Consider the following 20,045-nt stretch of genomic DNA (forward strand, 5'->3'; position numbering starts at 1 on the left):
GCTAGAAGTGATGCTTGATGATGGTGGACACGCCGGACACCCAGGGCGTGTCGACCGCCGGCGCCCCCCGCACATTGTCGGTGAGGTAGACCACGGCGCCGATCATCTCGACCGACAGCGACCTGGAGAACCAGTATTCGAGAGCGACGACGGCATCGACGCTCTTGATGCCGGCGGACGGGCGCCTGGCGATGCCGCCATCCAGCTCGATCAGGTCGGATGCGCGTGCCGTGATGGTGCCCCCGAAGCCGTCGGACACCGTCGTCATCGGATCGAACAGCGCGTTGACCGCCTTCTGGTTGGCCCAGGTCACCGAACCGCCCATGGTCAGCGTCAGGTCGGGCCGCAGCTCGAACAGATGAAAGGCGCCGACCGACAGCTTCTCGCTCTGCGAGCCGCCCAGCACGCGGGAATAGCGCGCGGCCACCTGATTGTTGCCGAACGTATAGGTTGCGAACAGCCGCAGGTCCGGCGCGACCGCCGTGTCGGCGGCGTAGATCGACTGTTCGCCCTTCTTGTCGAACGCGCTCTCATAGGTGAGCGCGAGGCCGACCTTCAGCGCCTGCGTGCTGACGAGATAGACGCCGACCTGCGGCTTGGCGTCGGCGCCGATGTCCAGCCCCATGCTGTCGGTGATGCTGAAGAAGAAGCGGTCGTTGAAGGTGATCTCGACATTCGGCGCGGCAAAGGTCTTGCGCGTTTTCGCGCCTTCGTAGTCGCTCTGGTTGCTGAGGCGGACGCCGATATGGCCTTCGACCTTGACCGCCGGCTCGTCCACCGGCAAGACCCCGGTCGCCGGGCTTGCGGCATCGACCGCCGCGTCGCTGGCCGCGGTCATCGTCATCGGCGCCGGGGCGCCCTCGGACGCCGTCTTCGCACCATCGCGCGACTTCGTCCGCGAACGCCCGTTGGCACCCTTCTCTTTCGCTTCGTTGTCGTGCTTGCGCCCGGCCGCCGCCGCCCCCGACCGGTCCGCATCTGTCGTCGCTTCGACGTCCGTCACCGCCTGCGCCCCCGTCGACGGCCGCACCATGCCGGCCTCGACATCCGCAGCGCTGCACGCCACGGCCGCCATGGAACAGAGGACAAGCGTCCTCAAGGAACCACCACCCCACATCTGAGCATTTCCCCTGATCGATGCCGTTGCCGGCATTCGTTTTACATAACGACTGTTATGTCGGATCGGACTACCACATCGATATTTGCTACACAACAACTGTTGTAATTTATTTGCGACCGGGATACGGACATCCCCATCGGCGACCGGACAGCAGCGTGCCCGCCGATCTCTCACGGCAAACCAGGAGAAACTGACATGCGATGGACTGATCTCGCGCTGGCGGCACTCGCCACCCTGTCCTTCGGGAGCGCGGCCTCGGCGGCGGCGCTCCCCGACAGCGGCTACTTCATCACCCAGGACAAGTCCGGGATCGTCAAGCTCGAGCCCTGCGGCAGCAACATCTGCGGCGTGCTGGTGTGGGGCGAGGGCCTCAAGGATGGCGAGACCGACCAGGCCAATCCGAATCCCGCGCGGCGCTCGCGCCCGATCTGCGGCATGGCGGTGCTGACGTTCGCCCGCTCCGGCGACAACGCCTCCGCCTACGATCCGGCGACCGGCAAGACCGAGCGCGGCTTCGCCGTGACAGGCGATGCCTCAAGACTCGTGCTCGGCGGCAGCGAGGGCGAGACCTGGCCGAAGACATCGCAGCCCAGCCAGCGCTGCCGCTGATCACCCTCTCGAACATGCGACATCCCCTGCCCCGCGGCCGGGCCTGAACGGCACCGACGCCCATGCGCGGCAAGCGCATGGGCGTTTCGATTCACGTCTCCCGCAGCAGGCGCAGGATCTCCGGCACCATGGCGCTGGCGTGCGACGGGGTGATCTCATGCCCCATGGCCGCGAGCGGCAAAAAACGACTGCCCGGGATTCGCCCCGCCGCGTCCTGCCCATGCGCCAGGGGCAGCAGCGGATCGCGCTCGCCATGGACGACAAGACAACGCACGGCGATGCGCGCGAGCTGCCGCCAGCGCGCGCGGTCCGCCAGGATCGCTGCGTACTGACGCGCGACACCGGCGCCGCCCGGCCAGCCATAGGCCGTCGACCGGGCAACGCGCTGCTCCAGTTCGGCAAGATCGTCCGCCGCGAGCGGCCCGGCGATCAGACGGCGGAATGCAGTGGCGGCGGCGATCGCGGCCGGCAGGCTGGCCGGCTCGCCGCCGCTCAGCGCCTTCTGCACATCGCTGCGCGGCGATGGCAATCCGGGCGCGCCCGACGACGACATGATCAGCGTCAGCGACTGCACGCGCCTGGGATGGGCGAGCGCGATGTGCTGCGCGATCATGCCGCCCATCGACGCGCCGACGAGATGCGCGGCGGGAATATCGAGCGCATCCAGCAGGGCGACCGCGTCCGCCGCCATCTCCGCGACGCTGTAAGGCGGCCTCACCCATTGCGGCAGCCGCAGGGTGCTGCAGAGCCACAGGCGCAGCAGCGGCGGCGCCCCGAGGTGATCGAAGCGCGGCGAACGGCCGACGTCGCGGTTGTCGAACCGGATCACCCGGCAGCCGGCGCCGGTCAGCCCGTCCACGAATGCAACAGGCCAATCATGCAGCGTCTGACCGAGGCCGTGGATCAGCAGCACCGGGACATCGGAAGACTTGCCGTCGCTCTGCCAGGCGAGCCGCGGGCGACTGGAAGCGGGCTGGAGATCGTGCATGCGAGCACCTCGATGGGGTGTTTATGATGTGTTGGATGTCTTTCGCATCCGCGACGGGCCGTCGCCGCCACGCGATGGACGACCCGCTCGGACGCAAGCCGTCGCGCTAGGCTCCGACGCCTGGCGAAAGTTCGTCCATGGCGAGGAGATCGGCGCCGGAGGCGAAGCCGCAATACGGCGCGAACAGGTCGAAGAACCAGGCGGGGTCGATCACCTCCTCCGGTGTCAGGACGCCAACGGGCGGCCGCTTGGCTTGCGCGAACAGATGCAGCGCGAGGCCGAGTGGCACGCCGGTGGCCCCGCTCATGCCGCCTGCAGGCAGGCCACGCAGCCACGCCGCAGAAATCACCGGTCGTCCCGCCGTTTCGCCGCGCGCCCAACCGAACAGCGACGGCATCTCGACGGCGTGCGCCCGCCTCGCCCCCGCTTCCCGGTTGGGCTTCTCGATCTCGCGCGCCGCTTCCTTCACGGACAGGACCTTGCGATCGACCAGCGTTTGCAGCACGCGAAGGCCGGCGAACGTGCGCTCGTCGGCGCTGACCATGACATTGGCGCAGGACCGCAGACCGCCAAACACGCGCGGCAGCGTCACCGCCTCGGGATGGCCGACACTCCACACCGCGAGCGGACCACGGCCGGGAAAGTCGATTTCACGGCGCTGCAGCGGCTTGACCAGCACTGACGCGCCACCGCTGTGCACGCGGATCTTGCCGGACAATTGCTGCATCCAGTGCACGACGGCGGCGCTCGGCTCGTCGGACCGCGGCTTTGCCTGCTCGGCCTCGGCGCCGTCGATCGACCAGCCGGTCAGGATCTCCAGCGGATGCGCCATCGCGCGCGCCGCGACCACCGCGAGCAGATTGGTCAGCCCGGGACTCGCGCCCATGCCGACGATCGCGGTGACGCCGCGCGTCCTGGCCTCGCCATCGAGCGCCAGCATCTCCAGCGTCGGCTCCCAGTCGTCGCAGATGTCGAGATAGTGGGCGCCTGCGGCGATCACCGCCTGCAGCACCGGCACGCCCAGCTCGAAGAACGGCCCCGCGGCGTTCATCACCACGTCGGCGCCGCCGAGCAGGCCGGCCAGCGCCTGCGCGTCGCGCACATCGACCTGAGCCGCTCGCGCCCTCGCCCGATGCCGCGCCGCGACCTGTTCGGCGCCCGCCAGATGACGATCGGCCACCACGACCTCGCGCACGAAGCCGAGCTCCGCGGCAATTTTCACCGCGGTCCGCCCCATGCCGCCCGCGCCGCCCAACACCACCACCCGCATGTCCAACATCCCTCCGCATGACTGCGGAGCGATTTACACAACAGTTGTGATGTTTGTCCAGTCGGCGACGGCGCAGCGATGACATCTTGCGCGATCAGGTCGCAGGTCGGCGCCGACCGGGATCGGGAAGCACTGTGACGCGGCCACCCGATCCCTCTTTCGAATGCCGTCATTGCATCGTGACGACGACCTTACCCTTCGCACGGCCGCTTTCGACATACGCCATCGCCTCGGCGATGGCCTCGAACGGGTAGGTCTTGTCGACAATGACCTTCAGCTTGCCGTCGGCGATCAGCCCGGAGAGCTGATCGAGATCGCGGCCGCTCGGATGCATGAACAGATAGCGGTAGGTCACCCCGGCGCGCCGCGCGCGCGCGCGGATGCCAAGGCTGATCGCCCAGAACAGCGCGGCCAGCCCGCGGCGGCCGCCGAGATCCTTGATCGCCGTCTGCGGCTCGGGCATTGCCGCCACCGAGACGATCTTCGCGCCTGGCTTCATGATGTCGAACATCTGCGTCAGCGTGGCGCCACCGACGAGATCGAACCCGGCGTCGAACGAGCGTCCAAGGCGTGTGATGTCTTGCGTGGTATAGTCGATGACCTCGTCGCAGCCGAGCGAGCGCACCAGGATTTCGCCACGCTTCGACGCCGTCGTCGTGACGCGCGCGCCCAGCCATTTGGCGATCTGGATGGCAAAGGTGCCGACGCCGCCGGCGCCGCCCGAAATGAACACGCTCTGCCCGGCACGGATGCCGAGTTCGTCGCGCAGGGCCTGCAACGCCGTCAGGGCGGCGAGCGGCACCGCCGCGGCGGTCGCGAAATCGAGGTTGCCCGGCATCGCCGCGGCGTGCGCCTCGTCGACGCAGGCCTGCTGCGCGAACGCCCCGGCACGATCCTTGGCGACGCGGGCGAAGATGCGATCGCCGACGCGGAACCGGGTGACATCGCGGCCGACCGCGATCACCTCGCCCGCCAGTTCGTTGCCGAGCACGAACGGCAGCCTGGGCCGCAGAATGGCGCGCAGCTTGCCCTCCCGGAACTTGAAGTCGACCGGATTGAGGCCGGCGGCGCGCACCTCCACGAGCAGATCCCGTGGCCCCGGCACGGGCGCCGGCATATCCGTCAACCGCGCCCCGTCCGGGCCGCCATACCGCTCGAGAACATAGGCGCGCATCGGCCTCTCCGCTCCGTGAAAATTCCGCTGTTGATCGGCCCGACCTTAACGTTCAAGCTAGGTTGAAGGTCAACAGGAGAGCGGCGATGATGAGGATCGGCGAACTGGCGCAGCGCAGCGGGCTGTCGGCATCGCGCATCCGCTTCTACGAGGCCGAGGGACTGCTCAAGGCCGTCGACCGCACCGCGAACGGCTACCGCGCCTATCCGGCCGATGCGCTGGTCATCCTCGACATCATCGCCAGCGCCCAGCGCACCGGATTCACCCTGGACGAGATCCGCCAGATCCTGCCGGCATCTCCCGGCAACTGGCCACAAAGCGATCTGCTCGACGTCCTGCGCCGCAAGATGACCGACATCGAGGACATGGAGAAGCGGCTGCGCCAGGGCAGGAAGCAGCTTCAGGCCCTGATCCGTCAGATCGAGGACAAGCCCGCCGGCCTCGACTGCGCCGACAATGCGAGGCGCCTGCTCAAGGAATTCGTGCCGCACGGATCGACAGCGGCGGCGAGACCGAAGCGAAGCGCTGCAACCCTTAAACGCAGATAAGACGTTCAGACGGCGAGGATTACGTCACGACGCGACAAACTGCCTTCACCGCAATCGAACAGCCGTCTGGCTACCTTCGCTCCCGGAGAGATTGAAGCGCTTCATCGGCCCACATCAGGAAGCGAAAGAGCGCCCACACAAGCAGAAGCAGCGCCGACAAAAGACCAACACACGCCTGCCCCAGATCGGACCAGTCATATTTCAAGGAAAATCCGTCAGCTCCCGTCAATGATGACGGCAGCAAATAGTAGATGCGTCCGATCAGAATGATGAACAGCACCGACGCATACGACAAAACAATGGGAGCAATCCGCCGGGCAAGAAGAACCACAAGGATCGGACAAAGACCAATTCCATCGGATGTCGCGCTACTGAAATCACGTCGTGATACGATCTCGTGTTGCAGAATTTTTGTCGCAAACAGATACTGCTCATAGTTGATCCCCGCGACCGACAGCACATTGCACACGCACGTAAAGATCACAGCTGCAGCGAGCCAGTTCATACGCATGCAGCGAAAGGTCGCTTGATCTCACCCAACGTCATTCTCGCCCAGAAGTTCTTGTCGCCGCGCCGCGGTCTCCTCACACGCGGACACGCGGAAATGATCGATCCGGCAGATCATATGATCAGTGTGGAAAAGTCGCGCCGAAGACGGTCCTGGCAGATTCAAACGCCCCGCTTCGCCGAGGTGACGCGCGAGCGGGCGCTGTCCTGGGCCCGCGGTGTGCAGTGTCATGGACGATCGTCCGCATGTCGAGGCCGCTTTGACAACGACCAGCAACACCTTTCCGCACGCGATTACGCGCTGCTCAAAACACTGAGGCAAGCCAATCGGCCTCATTCCCGCCATTGCTGAATGGCTTTGATGTGCTCCGGGTATTCGTCGGTCGGCAGACCGATGAGGCCAAGCTCCCGCTTTCGCGTCACACCGTACCGGGCGCGACCGGCGGGATTGGCGATAAAATCGCATTGCTCGCGAAACTGCCCGGGCTGCGCGGACTGCATGGCATGATTGGTCTTGTTCTGCACGGTCTCGATCCATTGGTCGAGACCCGCCAGCGCCGCCGCATCGCTGATGCCGGGTTGGCTTCGCCGCTGATCGGCCGTGATGACCAACCGCACCCTTTCGGCCAGCACCTTGGTACCGCGGTCATAGCTGCGACGTACATCGTCATAGGCGCCCTTGCGGGCTGGATCGACCTTGCTGCACTCGGCCAACAACCAGTGGCGATGGGCCATGGCCGCGTAGACAAACCGCGCACTGGTAACCGCATCGGTTTCGCCATGCGCCCCTTCAATCGAAAGACCGACCACGAGCATCGTCGCAGCCAATCTGAACGCCCATTTCTTCACGCTTGCCCCCAAGCCACAGCCTCAACGACCGGAGGTTGAATCTACGTACCGCCTCGCGCCGATCAATCGATTTATTTTGAAATTCGTCTTGCGGGTTTGGGCAATGCCAATCGTACGCCCCGCACGTGCGCCTTTGAGACCGCTCAATACGCCGGCAATTACGGAAGGTCTCAGCCCGCCCCGCCCGCCGGCGGCGCGTGGGGCGTCGCCTTGGCCTTGCCGCCGAAGCGCGCCTTGGTCCACTCGCGCATGTTCTGGAAGACGACATAGAGCATCGGGATCAGGAAGATGCCGATCGAGCTTGCCGCCAGCATGCCGCCGAACACCGCGGTGCCGACGCCGCGGCGGCTAATCTGGGCGGCGCCGGTGGCGATCACCAGCGGCACGAGACCGAGGATGAAGGCGATCGAGGTCATCATCACCGCTCGGAAGCGCGTCTTGGCGCCGAGCACGGCGGCATCCAGAATGCTCTCGCCCTCCTCGCGGCGCTCCTTGGCGAACTCGACAATCAGGATGCCGTTCTTCGCGGCCAGCGCGATCAGCACGACAAGGCCGATCTGGCCATAGAGATCGAGGCTGAGCCCGGCGAGCTTGATTCCGACGAACGAGCCGAGCACGCCGACCACGACGGACAGCAGCACCGGCACGGGAATGGTCCAGCTCTCATACAGCGCCACCAGGAACAGGTAGGCGAACAGCACCGCGAGCGCGAGAATGGCGCCGGTCTGGCCTGACGCCTGCTGCTCCTGATAGGCGGTGCCCGTCCACTCGTAGGTGTAGCCCGCCGGCAGGGTGCGCTCGGACACCTCGGCCATGGCGGTGATCGCAGCCCCCGACGACACGCCGGGCGCCGGGCCGCCGTTGACGGTGATCGAGCGGTAGTTGTTGTAGCGGCTGATGACCTGAGGTCCCTGCACCACCTTCAGGCTGGCGATCGAGCGCATCGGCACCATGTCGCCGTTCTTGTTGCGGACGTAGATCTGCCAGATCGCCGGGATGTCGCCGCGGTCGGCCGCCTCGCCCTCGACATTGACCTGCCAGGTGCGGCCATAGAGGTTGAAGTTGTTGACATAGATGCCGCCCAGCGTCGCCTGCAGCGCGCTGAACACATCGCTCATGTTCAGGCCGAGCGCCTGCGCCTTGGCGCGGTCGATATCGAGATAGAGCGAGGGGTTGGTGGCGGTGAAGGTCGAGAACACCCGCGCCAGCCGCGCATCGCGGTTGGCCGCGCCGATCAGCCCGCCCATGACGCTGCCCATCGCCGCCGGATCCTGGCCTTCCAGCGCCTCGAGCTGATACTCGAAGCCGCCGCTGGTGGACAGGCCGATGATCGGCGGCAAGTTGAACGGCAGGACGCTGGCCTGGCGAACCTGGCTGCCGGCGCCGAACGTGCGGCCGATCAGCGCCTGTGCGCTTTCGGTCGTTGCGGTGCGGTCGGCGAACGGCTTGAGGCGCACCACCATGAAGGTGGCGTTCGGCTCCGAGGCGCCGTCGAGCAGCGAGAAGCCGACGATCGACAGGACGTGATCGACACCAGGCAGCGGCTTCAGCAGCGCCTCGACCTGTTCGGTGACGGCGCTGGAGCGCGCCACCGACGCGGCCATCCGGCAACTGCACCATGACGAAGAACGCGCCCTGGTCTTCCTCCGGCAGGAAGCCGGTCGGCGTGATCAGCGACATGCCGAAAATGCTGCCGGCGAACACCAGCACCGCGACCAGCGACAGCATCGCCATGCGCACCAGCCGCTGGACGCCGCCGGCATAGCGGTCGCGCACCCAGTCGATGCTGTTGCTGACGCGGCCCATGATGCCGTGGCGCGGCCCGGTGTGGCGCAGGAACACGGCGCACAGCGCCGGCGACAGCGACAGCGCGTTGATCGCCGAGATCACCATCGCCGCCGAGATCGTCACCGCGAACTGGCGGAACAGTTCGCCCGAAATGCCGGGAATGAACGCGATCGGCACGAACACCGACAGCAGCACCAGCGTGATGGCGATCACCGGCGCGGTGATCTGGGCCATCGCCTTCTTGGTGGCGTCCGCCGGCGACAGCTCCGGCTCCTCCTCCATCACCCGCTCGACGTTCTCGACGACGACGATGGCGTCGTCGACGACAATGCCGATCGCCAGCACCATGGCCAGCAATGACACGGTGTTGGCGGAATAGCCGAGCGCCAGCAGCACCACGAAGGTGCCGACCAGGCTGACCGGCACCGCGACCGCCGGGATGATGGTGGCGCGCAGGTTGCCGAGGAACAGGAACACGACGATCACCACCAGGATGAACGCCTCGAACAGCGTCTTCATGACCTCGCGGATGGTGTCGCGCACGAAGTCGGTGGAATCGTACATCACCATGTACTTCAACCCGGTCGGAAACCGGGCCGACAGCTTCTGCAGCGTCGCCTGCACCGCGGCGGCGGTCTTCACCGCGTTGGCGCCCGGCGCGAGATAGATGCCGATCGGCACCGACGGACGGCCATCGATGCGCGACTCGCTGTCGAGATTCTGCGCGCCGATCTCCACCCGCGCGACGTCCTTCACCCGCAACACCGAACCGTCGGGGTTGGCGCGCAGCACGATGTCGCCGAACTGCGTCGCGGTGGTGAGGCGCCCCTGCGTCTGCACGTTGAACTGGAACTGCTGCTGGTCGCTGATCGGCCGGGCGCCGATCCGGCCGACCGGGGCCTGCACGCTCTGCGCCCGGATGGCATTGACGACATCCGACGGCGCGAGGCTGAGGCTGGTGAGGCGCTGCGTATCGAACCAGATCCGCATCGAGTAATTCATCTTGGCGAACAGGCTGGCCTGGCCGACGCCGGGCGTGCGCGAGATGGCGTCGAGCACGTTGATGATGGTGTAGTTGGTGATGAACAGCGGATCCTGCTGGCCGTTCTCGCTGTACAGCGTGATGAACTGCAGCACCGCGGACGACTTCTTGGCGACGGACAGGCCCTGCAGCTGCACCTCGGACGGCAGTTGCGAAAGCGCCGTCTGCACGCGGTTGTTGACGTTGACGGTGTTGATGTCGGGGTCGGTGCCGAGCGCGAACGACACGGTCAGGGTGTAGGTGCCGTCGTTGCCGCTGGTTGACTTCATGTACAGCATCTTGTCGACGCCGACGACCTGCGCTTCGAGCGGCTGGGCGACGCTGGCCTCGACCACCTCCGCGGAGGCGCCGGGGAACACGCCGGACACGGTGACCTGCGGCGGCACGATGTCCGGAAACTGGGCGACCGGAATGCGGGTCAGCGCCAGCACGCCGGCGATCGTCATGACCAGCGCGATCACGATGGCGAGGCGCGGACGATCGACGAAGACGGAGGAGATCATTTGCCGCCGCCCGCGGGCTGGGCGCCGCCACCACCGGCGGGCGGCGCAGCCTTGTCAACTGGCGCAGTCTTGTCGGCTGGCGGCGCCTTGTCGGCTGACGGCGCCTTGTCGGACGGCGCGGCGCCGGTCTTGCTCGACAGATCCGCGTTCAGCGTCTGCTGCAGTTGCGGACTTGGCGGTCCCGGCGCCACCGGCTGTCCCGGCCGCACCCGCTGCAAGCCTTCGACGACGACCTTGTCGCCCTCCGACAGACCGCTGAGCACGGCGGCAATGGTCGCGGTCGACTGCCCGAGCTTGATGCGGCGCTGCTCGGCCTTGTTGTCGGCGCCGACCACATACACATAGTCGCCCTGCTGATCGGACAGCACCGCGGCACGCGGTACCGCCAGCACCTGTACCGGCTGCACCCCCTCCAGCACGACGGTGACGAATTCGCCGTCGATCAGCTCGCGCACCGCCTCGCCGTTCTGCGCGGTGAGCAGCGGCGGATTGGGAATCGTGCCGCGCAGCAGGATGGTGTCGGTGCTGGTGGCGATGGTGTTCTCGGCGAAATTGAGCTTGCCGGTCTGCGTATACATCCGCCCGTTCGGCAGCCGGACACGGATCACGACGGCATTGAAGCCGCCCTGCCCGGCATACTGGTCGCGCAGGTCGAGCGCCTGACGCACCGCCACCGGAAACGTCACATACATCGGATCCTGGCTGACGATGGTGGTGAGCACGCCCGAACTGGGGCTGACGACGTTGCCAATGGTCACCGCGGTGCGGCCGATGCGGCCGTCGATCGGCGCGTGGATGTCGGTGTAATCGAGATTGATCTGCGAGGTCTGCACCTGTGCCTCGGCGGCCTGCACCTGGGCCTCGAGCGCGCGCTGGTTGGCGACCGCCGCGTCATAGCTCGACTGCTGGCCAGCCGGACCGGCGAGCAGCGTCTTCTGGCGCTCGGTGGTCAGCTTGGCGAGATCGAGGTTGGCCTGCAATTGCGCGACGTTGGCCTTCTTGGCCGCGAGATCCGCCTCGAACGGGCCGCGTTCGAGCAGGTACAGCCGGTCGCCGGTCCTGACCTCGGCGCCTTCCTCGTAGAGGCGCTTGTCCATGAACGCGGTGACGCGCGCGACGACATTGACGCGGTTCGTCGCCTCGATGCGGCCGAGAAATTCGCTGGATTCGGTGATCGGCCGCGGCATCGCCGCGATCACGCCCACTGCGGGCGGCCCCTGCGGAGCGGGTTGCGCGGACGCCGGCCGCCCGGACCCGGTCAAGACAACGATGGCGATCAACAGGCCTGTGATCCGCAGGCCTGCGATCAGCAAACCTGCGCATCGCTCCGCGACGCTCGATCCCGCAGGGCATGTCTCGGCAAGGCTGTTGGCAAGGCTGTTGGCAAGGCTCTCGGTACGGCTCTCGGTACGGCTCTTGGCACGGCGCATTCCAGTTCGCTCCAGAGGCTGGATCGGACGGCGACAGCGTGATGCGAGCGAGCCGGAGTTACGTTCGAAGGAGGAGCTCGACCCGAATTGACAGGCCGATGATAGCGGGGATTTTTGACGGTGCAACCACACGCGCCGCGTGTCGTCGGGTTCCTGACCTCAAAGCAAGCCGAGCGTCGGCATCACATACGATGACGGCGGTAAGTTCACACGGACTTGAACATCAGGCCGCGCCAGCAGCATTGACATCACGACGGGCCGCGCCACGTCGACGCACGCGGCGCAGGATGGCGATCAGGACCCGAATGCGACCGGACGGAACGCCTGCACCAACTGCTGGTCGAGCTTGCCGCCCATGTGCTCGAGGGTGCCGAACGCCGCTTCGCGGGTAAGCGAGACGTCCTGGCCACTGCGCTCGACGAGACCTGCGAACATGTCGACGATGGTGATGATGCGCACGATGTCGGAAATTTCGCCGTCGCGCAGCTGGTCAGGATAGCCGGTGCCGTCAAGCAGCTCGTGATGGTGCAGCACGACGTCGAGCATCTCGCGCGGGAAGCTCGCCTGGGCGGAGAGCGCGTCATAGCCGCGGCGGGTGTGCTCGCGCATCACCGTCTCCTCCTCGTCCGTCAGCGCCTCCGCCTTGTTGAGGATGGTCAGCGGAATGAACGCCTTGCCGACATCATGGATGAGGCCGGCGCGGGCGAGACGGCGCTGATCCTCCTCGCGCATGCCGAGGTGCTGGCCGAACGCCACCGCGAAACCGGTGACCAGAAGACTGTGACGGTAGCTGCGGTTGTGGTGACGGCGGACTGCAAGCACCCATTCCTTAAGCGACGAGCGCTTGAGCGCCTTGAGGATGCGGGTCTCCTCCTGCATGACGTCATCGGGGGTCAGCGGCACACCTGCGCGCAGCTTCTCGAACACCCGCACCAGCACCGCATGAGCCGCCGCGACACCGCGCGACAGCGCTTCGCGGCTGGCGCTGGTCTCTTCCTTGTCGCTGGTTTCGGCGAACGAGGCCGTCAGGCGGCGCAGCACCGCGTCGGCACTGAACGGCCGCTGGATGGTGTCGGTGGCGCCGAGCGCCCAGGCCTGGGTGGTGCCGTGATGCAGGGTGTCGGCCAGCACGAACAGGCGCGGCATCGCCTGATAGGCCTTGCCGACCAGCTTGCGGCGCACCCGCTGCACGCTCTCGGTCGAACGCAGGTCGATGTCGACGACGATCCCCGACAGGCTCTTGAGCGGCTTCTCCGGCATGTCGGCGGTCGAAACCACATCGACATTGCCGAGGACCGACATGATCTGCGCCAGCTCGGTGCTGCGATCGCCCCGATCGGAGGCCAGAAGCAAGTACCTCCGGCCGAGAGAACCATCCACTAACGACATACTCAAACCTCAACGATGCCCCATGCGTCGTGGAGGACTTACAGGAAAAAGAGTTCCCGGAGATTAACGAGTATTCTGAATGCCTTATCGGGATTTTCGATAAAATTTGATGCAACCGGCCCGACCGGCCGTCAGCTCTTGCCGTCAGGGTTCGCCGATGCGGTCGGCCCGGTCTTGCGCTGGGCCGGGCCTGCGATCCGCACCTGGTCGTTCTCGGCGAGACCATCCGGCGGCGTGACGATGATGCGGTCGTCGGGCGAGAGGCCGGCCGCGATCTCGATTTCACGGCCGAGATCGCGCGCGATCGTCACCTTCTTGAAGGCCACGCGGTCATTCGCACCGACCGTCGCCACCCGCAGGCCGTTCTGGTCGAAGATCAGCGCACTGGCCGGAATGTGCAGCGGCTGCACCTCCCGCGACAGGTCGAGGCGGACATTGCTGTAGCTGCCCGGCAGCAGTTCGCCCTTGTCGTTGGCGACGCCGAGCTGCATGCGCGTCGTGCCCGAGCTAACGTCGACCGACTGGGCCGACGATTCCACCACCGCCGGGAAGGCGCGGTCGGGATATTCCGGCACCGACACCATCGCCCTGGTGCCGACCTTGATCAGAGGCACGTAGGTCTGGGGAACGTTGACGTAAACCCGCAGCTTTTGGGTGCTGGAGATCACGAACATCGCCGCCCCGCCGCTGCCGGCATTGATCAGGGCGCCGACGTCGGTATCGCGCGCCGTGACGATGCCGTCGAACGGCGCGACCAGGCGCTTGTAGCCGGCGAGCGCCTCGAGGCGATCGACATTGGCCTGCCCTGACTTGACCAGCGCGTTCTTGCTGTTGAGATCGGCGGTGCGCTCGTCGACGTCCTGCTGGGACGCAAAGCTCTGCGTCAGCAGGGTCTGGCGACGCTTGAGGGTCGCCTCCGACAGCTTGGCGGCGGCCTCGGCGTTGAGCAGGTCGGCCCGCGCCTGCAGCAATTGCTGGTCGAGGTCCGGCGCCTCGATCTCGGCGAGCAGGTCGCCGGATTTGACGCGGGCGCCGATGTCGACCTTCCAGTCCTTCACATAGCCGCTGACGCGGGCGAAGATCGGCGCCCGGAAGTAGGCCTCGAGGCGGCCCGGCAGATTGAGCACCGGGTTGAGGGTCTTGCTGTCGGGCAGCGCCACGGCGACGGTCGGGACGGCCTGGGCTTCTGTCCATTCCCGCAAGTGGGCATCGCCCTTCTCGCGGGCGACGATCCCCGTCACCACCACCACGATGACCACGACGCCGGCGAGCACGCCGGCCACGCCGAGCTTGCGGCGGCTGATCGAAGGTGGGGTCGTATCATGCGGCATGGTGCGTCTCCGTTGGCGCGTGCCGTCGTCCATGGACCAGACTGAATACCACGGGAACGAACATCAGAGTTGCGATTGTTGCGAAAATGAGCCCGCCGATCACGGCGCGCCCGAGAGGAGCGTTCTGTTCGCCGCCCTCGCCGAGGCCGAGCGCCATCGGCGCCATGCCGATGATCATGGCGAGCGCCGTCATCAGCACCGGGCGGAAGCGGACGAAGCCGGCCTCGCGGGCGGCGGCAACCGCATCGCCCAGCGCATCGAGGCGCTCGCGGGCGAAGCTGATCACCAGCACGCTGTTGGCGGTGGCGACGCCCATGCACATGATGGCGCCGGTCAGCGCCGGCACCGACAGCGTGGTCTGGGTGGCGAACAGCATCCAGACGATGCCGGCGAGCGCCGCCGGCAGCGCGGTGATGATGACGAACGGATCGGACCACGACTGGAAGTTGACGACGATCAGGAGATAGATCAGCACCACCGCGCCGAGCAGGCCGAACAGCAGGCCGCCGAAGGCGCTGTTCATGGTCTTGACCTGCCCGAGCAGCACGACGTTGCTGCCTTTCGGCACGTCCCTGGCGGTCTCGGCGATCACCTTCTGCACGTCCGCGGCGACCGCGCCGAGATCGCGGCCCTGCGGCGTCGCGTAGATCTGCACCATCGACTGGATGTTGTACTGGGACACCACGGCGTTGGAGGTGGTGCGGTTGATGTTGGCGATGCCGCCGAGGATCGGCAGCGAGCCGATGCCGGCCGCGGTGATCGGCAGGGTCTGCAGCGCGCTCAACGAGTCGATCTGGTACTGCGGCGTCTGCATCACGATCGGATACGACACGCCGTTGTCCGGGTTGAGCCAGTAGGTCGGCGCGACCTGGGAGCTGCCGGCGAGATTGACCACGAGGCTGTTGGTGACGTCGCGCTCGGTCAGGCCGATATACTGCGCGCGGGTGCGGTCGACGTCGACATTGAAGGTCGGATTGCTCTGCGACTGCTGGATGCGGGCGTCGGCGATGCCGGGGATATGCCGGATCCTGCCCAGCAGCAGGTTGGCGTAGGCGAAGTTGGCTGGCAGGTTGGCGCCGCGAACCTGCAGGTCAATGGGCGCCGGAGCGCCGAAGTTGAGGATCTGGCTGACGATGTCGGCTGGCAGCAAGGCGAAGGTCACGCCCGGGAAGGCGCGCGGCAGCTCCTCGCGCAGCAGCTGGACGTATTCGGCGGTCGGACGATGATCTTCCTTGAGCTTGATCTGGATGTCGCCATCCTGGGTGCCGATCACGCCGGTGTTGTTGTAGGTCATGTTGATGCCGCTGATCGGCATGCCGATGTTGTCGACCATGGTGTCGAGCTGATCGGGCGGGATCAGGCGGCGCACGGCCTTCTGGATGTCGGCGAACTGGCCGGCCGTCTCCTCGACGCGGGTGCCGACCTGGGTGCGGACATGCATCAGGATCTGGCCGGTGTCGACCGCGGGGAAGAAGTTGCGCCCGAGGAACGGCGTCAGCAGGAACGAGGCCGCGACGACCAGCAGGAAGCCGCCGACGAACACGCCGCGATGGTGGAGCGCGAGATCGAGCAGGTCGCGATAGCCCGCGCGCAGCCGCTCGAAGCCGGCTTCGAAGCCGCGCTGGAAGCGCACCAGGGGATTGCGCGAGCGCGGCGCACCCTCGCCTTCCCCATGACCGTGCACGTCATGGGCACGCAGCAGGTAGTTCGCCATGGTCGGCACCAGGGTGCGCGACAGGATGAACGAACAGATCATGGCGAAGATGACGGCTTCGGCCATCGGCACGAACAGGAACCGCGCGACACCCTCGAGGAAGAACATCGGCACGAACACGATGCAGATGCACAGCAGCGAGACGAAGGCCGGCGTCACGATCTGCGCCGCGCCATCCATGATCGAGGTCTCGACGTCCTTGCCGTGCTCGAGATGCCAGTTGATGTTCTCGATGGTCACCGTGGCGTCGTCGACCAGGATGCCGACGGCGAGCGCGAGGCCGCCCAGCGTCATGATGTTGAGCGTCTCGCCGATCGCCGACAGCGCGATGATCGAGCCGAGGATGGCGAGCGGGATCGAGGTGGCGATGATGACGGTCGAGCGCCAGCTGCCGAGGAACAGGAGGATCATCAGGCTGGTCAGCGCCGCGGCGATGGCGCCTTCGGTCGCGACCCCGGTGATGGCGCCGCGCACGAACACCGACTGGTCGGCGAGCAGCGACACCTTGAGCTGCTCCGGCAGGGTGCCGCGCATCTCCACCAGCATCTGCTTGATGCCGGCGATGATGGCGAGCGTCGACGCCGAGCCGTTCTTGAGCACCTGGAGCAGCGCCGAGCGATTGCCGTCGACATGGACGATGTTGGTCTGCGGCGGGTTGCCGTCGCGCACCTCTGCGACGTCGCGCAGGTAGACCATGGCGCCGTTGACCGCCTTGATCGGCAGGCTGCCGAGGTCCTCGAGCCGCGTCGCCGCGTTGTTGAGCTGGATGGTGTACTCGAACGCGCCGATCTTCTGGGTGCCGACCGGGGTGATCAGGTTCTGCGCCGCCAGCGTGTTGGCGACGTCCTGGCCGGACAGGCCACGGGCCTGCATCGCCGCGGAATTGAGGTCGATCTGGACCTGGCGCTGCTTGCCGCCGAACGGATAGGGAATCGCCGCGCCGGGAATGGTGACCAGCGGCGTGCGCACGACGTTGATGGCGAGATCGCCGAGGTTCTGCTCGCTGAGGCCCTCGCCGGCGAGCGCGATCTGCAGGATCGGCACGGTGGCGGCGCTGTAGTTCAGGATCAGCGGCGGTGTTGCGCCCGGCGGCATCTGCTTGATCAGCGTCTGCGAGATCGCCGTAACCTGGGCGTTGGCGGTGCGGATGTCGACGTTGGGCTGGAAGAAGATCTTGATGATGCCGAAGCCGTTATAGGAGTTGGCCTCGATGTGCTCGATGTCGTTGACCGTGGTGGTCAGCGCCTTCTGGAACGGCGTGGTGATGCGGCCGGACATCTGGTCGGGCGGCAGCCCGGTGTACTGCCAGACCACGCCGATCACCGGGATGCGGATCTCGGGGAAGATGTCGGTCGGCGTGCGCAGCGCCGCCAGCGGGCCGACGATCAGGATCAGAAGCGCGAGCACGACAAAGGTGTACGGGCGCGTCAGCGCAATGCGGACAAGGCCGATCATCGATTGAACTTCCTCGATCCGCGAACCGCGGGTCTTGATGGTGATGATGGGGTGATGCTGCCCCGGGGGAATCCCCTGCTGCGACAAAACATACCAACGGGCCGCGCAGCGGGCAACGTCGTCTCGTAAAAGTGAAGGCTGCCAAAGCAGATACCGCAACCGCAAAGAGATGTTTCCGCAACTGCACGACGGTGCTACATCCCCGCCCATGAGCTACCGCGTGGCCGCCCTCTATCAGTTCCTGCCGCTGCCCGATTTTGGTGCATTGCGGGAACCGCTGCTTGCGCTGGGTGAGAGCCTGCAGATCCGCGGCACGCTGCTGCTGGCCGCGGAAGGCCTGAACGGCACGGTTTGCGGCACTCCGGAGGCCATCGAGGCCCTGATCGAGGCCCTGACCCGGGGACCACTGTTCGGTGGCCGGCTCGACAATCTCGAACTGAAATTCTCGACCGCGGCGCAGATGCCGTTCGGACGGCTCAAGGTGCGGCTCAAGAAGGAGATCGTGACCTTCGGTGACGCCAGTGCCGATCCGACCCGGCAGGTCGGCACCTATGTCCATGCCGCGGACTGGAATGCGCTGATCGCAGAGCCCGACGTGGTGCTGATCGATACCCGCAACGCCTTCGAGGTGGCGATGGGGACGTTCGCCGGCGCCCGCGATCCGCGCATCGCGCGCTTCAGCGATTTTCGGGACTATGTCCGCACCGAGCTCGACCCGGGACGGCACAAGAAAATCGCGATGTTCTGCACCGGCGGCATCCGCTGCGAGAAGGCCTCGGCCTACATGCTCGCCCAGGGCTTCGCCGAGGTCTATCACCTCAAGGGCGGCATCCTGCAATATCTCGAGGACGTCCCCGCGAACGAGAGCCGCTGGCAAGGCGGCTGCTTCGTGTTCGACGAACGTGTCGCGCTCGGCCACGGCCTCGTCGAGCAGCGCAACGACGCCGAGGCCGGCGAGCCGACCCCATGACCGAGACCACCGAGCGGCTGGATTCCCTGGAAATCCGCATTGCCTACCAGGACGAGATCATTGAAACCCTGAACAAGGCCGTCACCGAACAGTGGATGCGGATCGAGGCGCTGACGCGCGAAATCACGCGCCTCACCGACCGCGTCCGCGAAGCCGAGAACCGCTCCGCCACCTCGGCGGCGCCCGAGCCGCCGCCGCCGCACTATTGAGGCACGGCGCGGACCCCGCGCGATCGCGTGGCGAAGGTCCGCCATGCACAGCCTCCGCAGGCCTTGCGCGCGCCGAGCATCGCGCCGTCATCGCCACGACATACACCGGCAGGTTGCCGTCGTGCCGCGCTTCACGCCATGCCTTGATCGACGCGCCAGCACGCCGTCTTGACGCCGCCATCGGCCGTGACGACAATCCGTCTGCATAACCAAGCCATTTTCATTCGTTTGTGATTGCGACAGGGATATTGAAACCGCCATGACCATCCAGAAGACATGGACGCCGTCGTTCTCCGATGCGGATCCGGACTTCAAGTCGAACACCCTGTTCACGGGACTGCCGCAAAACTACTACATCCGGGTCGACCGCGATGCGACGCCGCACATCGGCGGCGCGCCTGTCGTCAATGTCGTGACCAGCAAGGTCGGCGGCGCCGGCGACCAGAACGAGGCCACCGAAGGCCAGACCCTGGAGCTGTCGGGTAACAGCTGCACACTCACCGCCTCCAACGCGACCCGACAGGCCGGCGACACCGTGCAGGCCAGCGTGACCGTGACCTGGCAGCCCGATCCGTTCTGACGCCCCACGCCGGGCGATCTTCAGACTGTCACTGGTGGCTTCGACATTCGCGACCGCGTCGCGGCCGCGCCGCTCGCCTGTCACCGCCACTCACGGGCGTTCGACGCCACCATGGCGCAGGTGGATCAGCGGATAGGCGCGCCCCTGCCCGTCCAACGCCGATCGTCCGATGCGCGCAAAACCCATCCGCTCGTAGAAGCCGATCGCCTGACCGTTCTGCTCGTTGACATCGGTGGTGAGACCCGGCTGCAGACGCAGGGCGTGGGCGACCAGCAGACGGCCGACGCCCGTTCCGCGATGCGCCGGGTCGATGAACAACGCCTCCATGTGGCCGTTGTCGAGCAGCATGAAACCCACGGCGCGGTCATGGCCGTCGACCGCGAGCCACAGCGGCGCCGCAGGTAAGAATGCGCGCACCTCGGCTTCAATCGCCGCGCGATCACCTGCGCTCAGGAAATCATGGGTCGCGTCGACAGCATCGCGCCAGATCTCGACGACGCGTGCGCCGTCCTGCGACGTCGCGTTTCGAATTCGCATCATGAGTCGGTCTTTTAGGCATCCGGTGGCCT

16 protein-coding genes and 1 pseudogene are annotated in these 20,045 nt (G+C 66.4%); 5 read left to right on the top strand and 12 right to left on the bottom strand.

Features of this window, described 5'->3' with window-relative positions:
• Position 1: 1 nt before the first annotated feature.
• Entirely contained in the window at positions 2 to 1,099 is a 1,098-nt protein-coding gene (locus JQ639_RS02995; RefSeq protein ID WP_211969478.1) for a MipA/OmpV family protein, read from the bottom strand.
• 216 nt (positions 1,100 to 1,315) lie between these two features.
• Between JQ639_RS02995 and JQ639_RS03000 the strand changes: the two genes are divergently transcribed.
• On the top strand, positions 1,316 to 1,729 hold the full coding sequence (locus JQ639_RS03000; RefSeq protein ID WP_211969477.1) for a DUF2147 domain-containing protein: 414 nt from the start codon (positions 1,316 to 1,318) through the stop codon (positions 1,727 to 1,729).
• A gap of 91 nt (positions 1,730 to 1,820) precedes the next feature.
• Here JQ639_RS03000 and JQ639_RS03005 read toward each other — a convergent pair whose 3' ends face one another.
• The 3 genes from JQ639_RS03005 to JQ639_RS03015 all read right to left on the bottom strand — a co-directional run bounded on the left by JQ639_RS03005 (position 1,821) and on the right by JQ639_RS03015 (position 5,161).
• Entirely contained in the window at positions 1,821 to 2,717 is an 897-nt protein-coding gene (locus JQ639_RS03005; RefSeq protein WP_211969476.1) for an alpha/beta fold hydrolase, read from the bottom strand.
• Between the two features lie 106 nt (positions 2,718 to 2,823).
• Positions 2,824 to 3,987, bottom strand: a complete 1,164-nt coding sequence (locus tag JQ639_RS03010; protein ID WP_211969475.1) for a saccharopine dehydrogenase family protein — start codon at positions 3,985 to 3,987, stop codon at positions 2,824 to 2,826.
• 169 nt (positions 3,988 to 4,156) lie between these two features.
• A complete protein-coding gene (locus JQ639_RS03015; RefSeq protein ID WP_211969474.1) occupies positions 4,157 to 5,161 on the bottom strand; it encodes an NADP-dependent oxidoreductase in 1,005 nt (334 codons plus the stop codon).
• Between the two features lie 86 nt (positions 5,162 to 5,247).
• Here JQ639_RS03015 and JQ639_RS03020 point away from each other — a divergent pair, with 86 nt between their 5' ends.
• Positions 5,248 to 5,709, top strand: coding sequence for a MerR family transcriptional regulator (locus JQ639_RS03020; RefSeq protein ID WP_211969473.1), 462 nt, complete (start codon positions 5,248 to 5,250; stop codon positions 5,707 to 5,709).
• Between the two features lie 70 nt (positions 5,710 to 5,779).
• Here the strand turns inward: JQ639_RS03020 and JQ639_RS03025 are convergent, their stop codons facing one another.
• The 7 genes and pseudogenes from JQ639_RS03025 to JQ639_RS03055 all read right to left on the bottom strand — a co-directional run bounded on the left by JQ639_RS03025 (position 5,780) and on the right by JQ639_RS03055 (position 17,717).
• Positions 5,780 to 6,220, bottom strand: a complete 441-nt coding sequence (locus tag JQ639_RS03025) for a hypothetical protein (RefSeq protein WP_211969472.1) — start codon at positions 6,218 to 6,220, stop codon at positions 5,780 to 5,782.
• Between the two features lie 329 nt (positions 6,221 to 6,549).
• Positions 6,550 to 7,065, bottom strand: coding sequence for a hypothetical protein (locus JQ639_RS03030; protein ID WP_211969471.1), 516 nt, complete (start codon positions 7,063 to 7,065; stop codon positions 6,550 to 6,552).
• Between the two features lie 170 nt (positions 7,066 to 7,235).
• Positions 7,236 to 10,398, bottom strand: a pseudogene (locus JQ639_RS03035) (efflux RND transporter permease subunit).
• Positions 10,395 to 11,603 carry an efflux RND transporter periplasmic adaptor subunit gene (locus tag JQ639_RS03040; RefSeq protein ID WP_371745175.1) on the bottom strand — a complete coding sequence of 403 codons (1,209 nt, stop codon included), beginning with the start codon at positions 11,601 to 11,603 and terminating at the stop codon, positions 10,395 to 10,397. The pseudogene JQ639_RS03035 and the gene JQ639_RS03040 overlap by 4 nt, the downstream one beginning before the upstream one ends.
• A gap of 519 nt (positions 11,604 to 12,122) precedes the next feature.
• Entirely contained in the window at positions 12,123 to 13,217 is a 1,095-nt protein-coding gene (locus JQ639_RS03045) for an HD-GYP domain-containing protein (RefSeq protein WP_211969469.1), read from the bottom strand.
• Positions 13,218 to 13,348: 131 nt separating this feature from the next.
• Positions 13,349 to 14,548, bottom strand: coding sequence for an efflux RND transporter periplasmic adaptor subunit (locus JQ639_RS03050; protein WP_211969468.1), 1,200 nt, complete (start codon positions 14,546 to 14,548; stop codon positions 13,349 to 13,351).
• Positions 14,538 to 17,717 carry an efflux RND transporter permease subunit gene (locus tag JQ639_RS03055; RefSeq protein ID WP_211969467.1) on the bottom strand — a complete coding sequence of 1,060 codons (3,180 nt, stop codon included), beginning with the start codon at positions 17,715 to 17,717 and terminating at the stop codon, positions 14,538 to 14,540. The genes JQ639_RS03050 and JQ639_RS03055 overlap by 11 nt, the downstream gene beginning before the upstream one ends.
• A 208-nt stretch (positions 17,718 to 17,925) precedes the next feature.
• On the opposite strand from JQ639_RS03055, the gene trhO reads away from it, so the two are divergent.
• The 3 genes from trhO to JQ639_RS03070 all read left to right on the top strand — a co-directional run bounded on the left by trhO (position 17,926) and on the right by JQ639_RS03070 (position 19,476).
• The gene (gene trhO, locus JQ639_RS03060; RefSeq protein ID WP_211969466.1) at positions 17,926 to 18,687 is read left to right on the top strand and encodes an oxygen-dependent tRNA uridine(34) hydroxylase TrhO; all 762 of its coding nucleotides are present in this window, start codon (positions 17,926 to 17,928) and stop codon (positions 18,685 to 18,687) included.
• On the top strand, positions 18,684 to 18,896 hold the full coding sequence (locus JQ639_RS03065; protein ID WP_211969465.1) for a SlyX family protein: 213 nt from the start codon (positions 18,684 to 18,686) through the stop codon (positions 18,894 to 18,896). The genes trhO and JQ639_RS03065 overlap by 4 nt, the downstream gene beginning before the upstream one ends.
• A gap of 259 nt (positions 18,897 to 19,155) precedes the next feature.
• The gene (locus JQ639_RS03070) at positions 19,156 to 19,476 is read left to right on the top strand and encodes a hypothetical protein (protein WP_211969464.1); all 321 of its coding nucleotides are present in this window, start codon (positions 19,156 to 19,158) and stop codon (positions 19,474 to 19,476) included.
• Positions 19,477 to 19,566: 90 nt separating this feature from the next.
• On the opposite strand, the gene JQ639_RS03075 is transcribed toward JQ639_RS03070, so the two are convergent.
• Positions 19,567 to 20,016, bottom strand: a complete 450-nt coding sequence (locus JQ639_RS03075) for an acetyltransferase (RefSeq protein ID WP_211969537.1) — start codon at positions 20,014 to 20,016, stop codon at positions 19,567 to 19,569.
• Between the last annotated feature and the right edge of the window lie 29 nt (positions 20,017 to 20,045).

The sequence above is a fragment of the Bradyrhizobium sp. U87765 SZCCT0048 genome (assembly GCF_018131225.1).
In the GTDB taxonomy this organism is placed as follows: domain Bacteria; phylum Pseudomonadota; class Alphaproteobacteria; order Rhizobiales; family Xanthobacteraceae; genus Bradyrhizobium_A.